The 6,380-nt window shown below is 62.5% G+C and carries 5 protein-coding genes; 3 read left to right on the top strand and 2 right to left on the bottom strand.

Translation table 11 applies throughout. The annotated features are described in order from the left end of the window. Positions 1-120: 120 nt before the first annotated feature. A complete protein-coding gene (locus NW863_RS04405; protein WP_414364737.1) occupies positions 121-564 on the top strand; it encodes an ATP-binding protein in 444 nt (147 codons plus the stop codon). On the opposite strand, the gene NW863_RS04410 is transcribed toward NW863_RS04405, so the two are convergent. Further along, complete coding sequence (locus NW863_RS04410) at positions 561-2,279, bottom strand: DUF3352 domain-containing protein (protein WP_414364739.1); 1,719 nt, start codon at positions 2,277-2,279, stop codon at positions 561-563. The two genes, NW863_RS04405 and NW863_RS04410, sit on opposite strands and share 4 nt — an antisense overlap. A gap of 165 nt (positions 2,280-2,444) precedes the next feature. Here NW863_RS04410 and pheT point away from each other — a divergent pair, with 165 nt between their 5' ends. Continuing rightward, complete coding sequence (gene pheT / locus NW863_RS04415) at positions 2,445-4,922, top strand: phenylalanine--tRNA ligase subunit beta (protein ID WP_414364741.1); 2,478 nt, start codon at positions 2,445-2,447, stop codon at positions 4,920-4,922. A gap of 107 nt (positions 4,923-5,029) precedes the next feature. Next, complete coding sequence (argB, locus tag NW863_RS04420) at positions 5,030-5,932, top strand: acetylglutamate kinase (RefSeq protein WP_414364744.1); 903 nt, start codon at positions 5,030-5,032, stop codon at positions 5,930-5,932. Here the strand turns inward: argB and NW863_RS04425 are convergent. Further along, complete coding sequence (locus NW863_RS04425) at positions 5,929-6,060, bottom strand: hypothetical protein (RefSeq protein WP_414364742.1); 132 nt, start codon at positions 6,058-6,060, stop codon at positions 5,929-5,931. The genes argB and NW863_RS04425 overlap by 4 nt on opposite strands. Positions 6,061-6,380: the final 320 nt, after the last annotated feature.

Below are 6,380 nucleotides of genomic sequence, written 5' to 3' on the forward strand. Positions count from 1 at the left end.
AGCTTCTCCACTCAAGATGGTACGTCAAAAAGGATCCCTGCCGGGATCTGGCCCGACCGGGCTGAGGCCGACGGGGATTGGCTAGAATGGGAGGAGAGCGTTGCGCCCCCAACTGCCCCTGTGATTGCCCTCTCCCTCAAGCCCGCCAACTGCTCCTGGAGCGTTATCAGCTTTCCCTCCACCCTCTACACCCAGCCGGTTCTGGATTTGTTGATCGCAAAAGTTCCCCCCCCCTGGAGAGCGGAGGTGCGTTTGGGCCTGCAGGAGGCGATCATCAACGCCGTTCGCCACGGCAACGGCCTGGATCCCAACAAGAGGGTGATTGTCGAATACGCCAGCTCCGAGCCGTTTTATCAGTGGCTGGTGCGGGATCAGGGCTCCGGCTTTCGTCCCCAGGAGGAGCTAAACCGCTGCCGCTGCGGCATCCTGGAAACGGAAGAGTCGGGGCGGGGAATGCTCCTGCTCACCCAAATTTTCGACTTTGTGCAGTGGAACGAGACGGGCAACCAGCTCTACCTGGGCAAGTACATTCACCCCGGCTGCCGGGATCCCTGGATCGTCTAATACCACTGCCAAAACAGCTTGCCCCTCTGGAGAAGCCAGCGCCCCCGATCCGGATAGGGAGCCTCGGACAGCGTCAGGGCAGTGGTGGCGAAGGCCAGGCGCGTGGACGACCAGCGGGATCCCTGCAGTTGGGGCAGCCAAGTTTCCGGTAGAACTCCCAGGGATCCGTACCCATAGCCCAGGTTGCGGTGGGGCAGGGGGGCCACCAGGCGGCGCCAGGCGCGGTCAGCGCTCAAGGGGGGATCCGCCAGGGCCGCTTCCAAAGCCGCCAAAGAAGAAGCCAGGTAGGCATAGCCTTCCCGGTCGGTGTGGTACACCTGGGCCAAGAGGGGCGATGCTCCCGGGATCGCGGGCAGGGCTTGGGGAAGAGCCTCTGCCGCCTGCAGCTGGGGAGAGCCTCCCCTGCCGCTGACCTGCAGCAGCTTAGCGGCCAAGAGGGGGATGTCTTCTCGCGGCGTGGAGTGGCTTGGCTGGGGTTGCGGCTGGGCCGCTGGCTTGCTCCAGGCGGTGGTGGTGCCACGCTTAGTTGCAATCGATACCACCTGCCAGCCCTGGGCGATTGCCCGCTCATCCAGCGTTGGCGCATCTGGCATCTCGCCAACCCACAGCCAGGCCAGTTCTCCATCCGTGGGCAAAAAGGCAAGGGCGAACTCTCCCCTTTCCGGCAACACGTGCTGCCAGTCCAGCTCCACCTGCGATTGCAACTGCTGCAGCCATTGGCCGGGATCCAGCCGCAGCCCGAAGAGGCTCAGGGGCTGCATCTGCCCCAGGCTCTGCCAAAGGGCAGCCCAGTTCTTTCCGGAAATTAGCGCTAGCGTCTCGTCAGGCAGATGCCGAATAACCTGCGGACGAAAAGTTTCTCCAGTCGGCAAAGCAAAGTCAGCAGGCGTATGCCAAAGGACGGCAGTTTCGGCCACCAACCCCCGGAAGTTTACCCCCAGCCCCAGCCCCACTGCCTGCAACGCCAGGGCGTCGGGAGAGGGGGATTCTGGATTTTGCCAGAAAGCCCAACCCACATGCGCCTCCCGTAACGGCTGGATCACCTGCCGAAACCGTGGCTCGGTCACCAACGACAATTGCGGCAACTGCCAGGCATCGATGGCGGCGCGAATGGCAGCAGCCTGTTCTGCCAGCAGCACATAGCGCTTGCCGAAAAGGGCTGCCGCGAACCCCTGCAACTCCGGAAGTGGGCTGGACACCACCTGAATGCCCTTGTAGGTATCCACCTGCACCGGCAAGCCGGCCAAGCTCTGCCGCTCCCACAATAGGTTCAGCTCGAATTGGGCAAGCGCCGCGTCGCGAGTTTCCAAGGCAACCAAGGTGCCCCACTCCGGCAAGCTGGCCAAGAGGGTACTCTTCCCCAGCCAAGGCTGCACCTCTTGCTCAAAGTCCAGGGATCCCCCCGCCAACACGGCTCCCAGCCAGCCCGGGCCTGCGCCAGAGAAGAACTTCCGCCACTGCTGGCGGGTGGCGCGTCGTTGGGAAGCGGGGGTTGCCGCTTGCCAGAATGCCTGCAAATCCTCGAGAGGGGCGGCCAGCAGCAGCAGCGCCTGGGTGGAACGGGGGGCTAGGCCTACAATCGGCGGCAGCGGCGGACGAGACAGCAACAAAGCCAGAGGGCTTTGGGTGAGCAGCCAGGTGATGGCCCACACCATCATGGCAGCTAGAAGGCCCAGACCGATCAGGATCCTGCGCAAGAGTTGCCGTTGTCCCATACCCACATCCACAGCCTGAAATACGCGCTGTCTCGCCTCGGTGCCAGCACCTCAGCATGGCGTAACCATCTTACCTGCGAGGGGAAGTTTGCGCGCCTTGCTTACCTTTGGCCCGGAGTCGGAGTGAGCGATAATGGGTGCGGCGTTTGCAGCGATGGCTCAGCGATGCGCATTTCCTTGAAGTGGCTGCGGGAATTGGTGGACTTTGAGCTTTCCCCGGAAGAATTGGCAGAAGCCCTCACCCTGGTGGGGTTTGAGGTGGAGGAGATTGAAGATCGCCGCAGTTGGGCTGAAGGGGTGGTGCTGGGCAAGATCCTAGCCGCCGAGCCCCATCCCAATGCTGACAAGCTGCGCGTTTGCCAGGTGGACTTGGGCTCCGAGCAACCGGCCACCATCGTCTGCGGAGCGGCCAACGCCCGCGCTGGCCTCCTCGTGCCTGTGGCCACGCCGGGCACTCATCTGCCCGCTGTGAACCTGACCATCGCCAAAGCAGAGAAGCGGGGAGTGATCTCGGAAGGCATGATCTGCTCTTTGGCTGAGCTGGGGCTGGAGAGGGTTTCGGAAGGGATCCACGAATTTCCGCCTGATTTGGATCTCAACCTGTACCCGCTGGGGTCTGACGCCCGCCCGCTGCTGGGCCTGGATGATGTGGTGTTGGATCTCACTTCCACCGCCAACCGCGCCGATGCTCTGAGCATGGTGGGGATTGCCCGCGAGGTGGCCGCCCTCACCCGCAACCCGCTGCGCCTGCCACCAGTTCAGCCCCTACAGGCCAAGCCCATCCCCAATTTCAAATTGCGCATTGCCGACGCCAAGGCCTGCCCCGCCTACAGTGGCGTGTTGATTGAGGGAGTGAAGGTCGGCCCTTCTCCCGACTGGCTAAAACATCGCCTGGCCGCCGCTGGCATGCGCTCCATCAACAATGTTGTGGATGTTACCAACTTGATCTTGCTGGAATGGGGCCAGCCCCTGCACGCCTTCGACTGGGATCGCCTGCTCCAAATCATGGGCAGGAAGAAGCCCACCATTGAGGTGCGCTTTGCCCAGGCGGGAGAAACCCTAAAAACCCTGGACAGCCAAACCCGCACCTTGCACCCTGAAAGCCATCTCATCGTGGCCGGCGGCCAGCCGGTAGCCCTAGCAGGTGTGATGGGGGGAGAAGAGACAGAAGTGAGCTCGGCCACCACTAGCATTTTTTTGGAGGCAGCCCTCTTTGACCCAGTGGTGACGCGCCGCTCGGCCCGCTCGCAGGGGCTGCGCACAGAAGCCTCGGCCCGCTACGAGCGGGGGGTTAATTTTGCTACCCTCGACCTGGCGCGGGATCGGGCGGTGCAGTTGATTTTGGGGCTGGCGGGAGGATCGGTGGTTGGCCTCACTACCTTTGACCAACGTCCGCCCTTAGAACGTACCCTGAAGCTGCGGCTGTCGCGCCTCATCGACGTGTTGGGGGAAGAGGTGCGGCCAGAGGAGGTGGAGGAAATCTTGTCGGCTCTAGGCTTTCAGCTTTCCCGCTGTCAGAAAGTTGCCCCGGAGGCTCCCTCCCTCCCTGCTACGGAGACAGCGAGCGTGGCCTGCTGCGTTTGGCAGGTAACTGTTCCCCCCTACCGCCTGCGGGATGTCGAACGGGAGATCGACCTGATTGAGGAATTTGCCCGTCTCTACGGCTACGACCGCTTCTCGGAAACCCTGCCCACGGAGCCGCAGGTGGGATCCCTCTCTGCACGGGAAACATTGACCCGGCAAATTCGCGAGGTGATGCGGGGCATCGGTCTGACGGAGGTGTACCACATCTCCCTCTGTCCGGCGGAGGAGGACAGCTCCCTGGTCAAAATCGCCAATCCGCTTTCCCCCGAGTACTCCGCTGTGCGCAAGGCGCTGTTGCCGGGCTTGGTGGAGGCTTTTCGCTTCAACTGGGATCAGGGCAACGGCCCCCTACAGGCTTTTGAAATTGGCCACGTCTTTGCCTATGCCCCTCCCTCCAGTCCTGAGCCCTATCAGGAGGCGGAGCACCTGGGCGGCATCCTGGGCGGGGATCCCAACCCCAACGACTGGCGGCACCACAACCGACCCATGGACTGGTTCGAGGCCAAGGGGCTCTTGGTCTCGGCGCTGGAGCGGCTGGGATTTGCCCCCGAGTTTCGCCCGGATCCCCCTGAGGCGCAGTCGCGGCTGTTGCACCCCGGTCGGCAGGCCGGTATTTGGATCGAGGGATCCCGCACCGGCATCTTCGGGCAGTTGCACCCCCGCCTTTGCCAGGAGAAGGACTTGCCGGATGAGGTCTATGGGTTTGAGCTGGAGTTGGATCCCTTGCTGGCCAGCCTGGAGAGGCGGGGCCTGGTACAATTTTCTCCCTTCTCGCCTTTTCCGGCCTCGGATCGGGATATCGCCTTCTTTGCGCCGCTGGAGCTGTCAGTGGCAGAAATTGAGAAGGTGATCCGCCAGGCGGCGGGCCCCCTGCTGCAGTCGGTGCAGCTTTTCGACGAGTACCGCGGCCAAAGTGTGCCGCCGGGCCAACGCAGCCTCGCCTTCCGCCTGGTCTATCGCGCTCCGGATCGCACCCTCACCGATGCGGAGGTGGAAGCCGCGCAAAACCAAGTAAGAGCCCAGTTGGAGAAACACTTTCCGGTTACCTTGCGCAGCTAGCAGCCTGTCAGTTTCTAGTTAGGATCTTCTGGAAGTTTTTGTCTTACACGGGATCCCTAGCCGTGCAGACCAACGCCTCTCTTTCAGGAACAACCAGCCCTCAGGCTGTGACCTGCGATCCCCTGACGCGGGCGCAGATTCTCATCGAGGCTCTGCCCTACATTCAGCAGTACCAAGGCCGCGTCATGGTCATCAAATATGGCGGCGCCGCCATGGTGCAGCAGGAGCGCCGAGCTGAGGTGCTGCGGGATATTGTTTTTCTTGCCTGTGTCGGCATTCGGCCGGTGCTGGTGCATGGAGGAGGGCCGGAGATCAACAGTTGGCTGCAGAAGTTGGACATCCCCTTCAAGTTTGTCGATGGCCTGCGAGTAACCGATGCTGCCACCATGGAGGTGGTGGAGATGGTGCTGGTGGGCAAAGTCAACAAACAGATCGTGCAGCTCATCAGCCTGGCCGGCGGCTCGGCAGTAGGGCTGTGCGGGCGGGACGGCAATTTAATTCGAGCCCGCTCCCAGGGCCGAGCGGAAATTGGCTTTGTGGGAGAAGTCAGCACCATCAACCCCCAGTTGGTGCAAACTCTGTTGGAGGGCGGCCAGATCCCGGTGATCTCCAGCGTGGCCGCCGACGAGACGGGCCAAGCCTACAACATCAATGCTGATACGGTGGCTGGGGAGCTGGCGGCCTCTCTGGGGGCCGAAAAGTTAATCCTTCTCACCGACACCCCTGGCATTCTCAGAGATCCTGAGGATCCCAGCTCCCTGATTCCACTCCTGGATATCGAGATGGCCCGCCAGTTAATCCAGAGCGGCGTGGTTAGGGGCGGCATGATCCCCAAGGTGCAGTGCTGCATTCGCGCTCTAGCGCAGGGGGTTCGAGCTGCCCACATCCTAGACGGGGGATCCCCTCATTCCCTGCTCTTGGAACTGCTAACCGATGCCGGCGTGGGCACTAAGCTTGTCCCCTCTCAATTTTCCGCCCAGTTGGAGAGGCTCAACAGCGGGGCTGGCTAGGCCTCTTTGATAAAGCGGCGGATCTCCCCCACCTGGCCAAGAAATTGGCTATCCACGCTCAGTTGCGCCACGGCTTGGCGGGTCTCTTGTCGGATTTGGCTGGGCTCTAGCTCGTTGCTGGCGCGCACCTGTTCCGGTTGGGTTTTATCGAGAGCCCAAAAGCCCGAAACAGGCCAAACAGGAGGCCACCGCTGATCAGCAGCAGCCCCGCCACCCAAATCGGGAAAAAGATTTTCGCGTAGGAAACTGAGTAGGACGTTGAGTAGGTAGACATCGCCGGTTTTTCTTCATTAAGCTGCCTACAGCCTGCCCTAGCCAAGCGGCCAGAATGCCCTGAAACAGCCAGTTTTCCATCTGTCCCCCAGCAACAAGCAGCGCAGACCCCACCCCCCCCCGCCCGCGTGGGGGGGGGGGGGGGGGGGGGGGGCCCCCCCGGCCGGCGCGCGGG

This window comes from Synechococcus sp. B60.1 (genome assembly GCF_047462555.1).
Lineage (GTDB): Bacteria > Cyanobacteriota > Cyanobacteriia > Thermostichales > Thermostichaceae > Thermostichus.

Coding starts and splice junctions, on each gene's coding strand:
- pheT (WP_414364741.1), top strand. CDS start 2,445: ATGCGCATTTCCTTGAAGTGGCTGCGGGAATTGGTGGACTTTGAGCTT.
- NW863_RS04410 (WP_414364739.1), bottom strand. CDS start 2,279: ATGGGACAACGGCAACTCTTGCGCAGGATCCTGATCGGTCTGGGCCTT.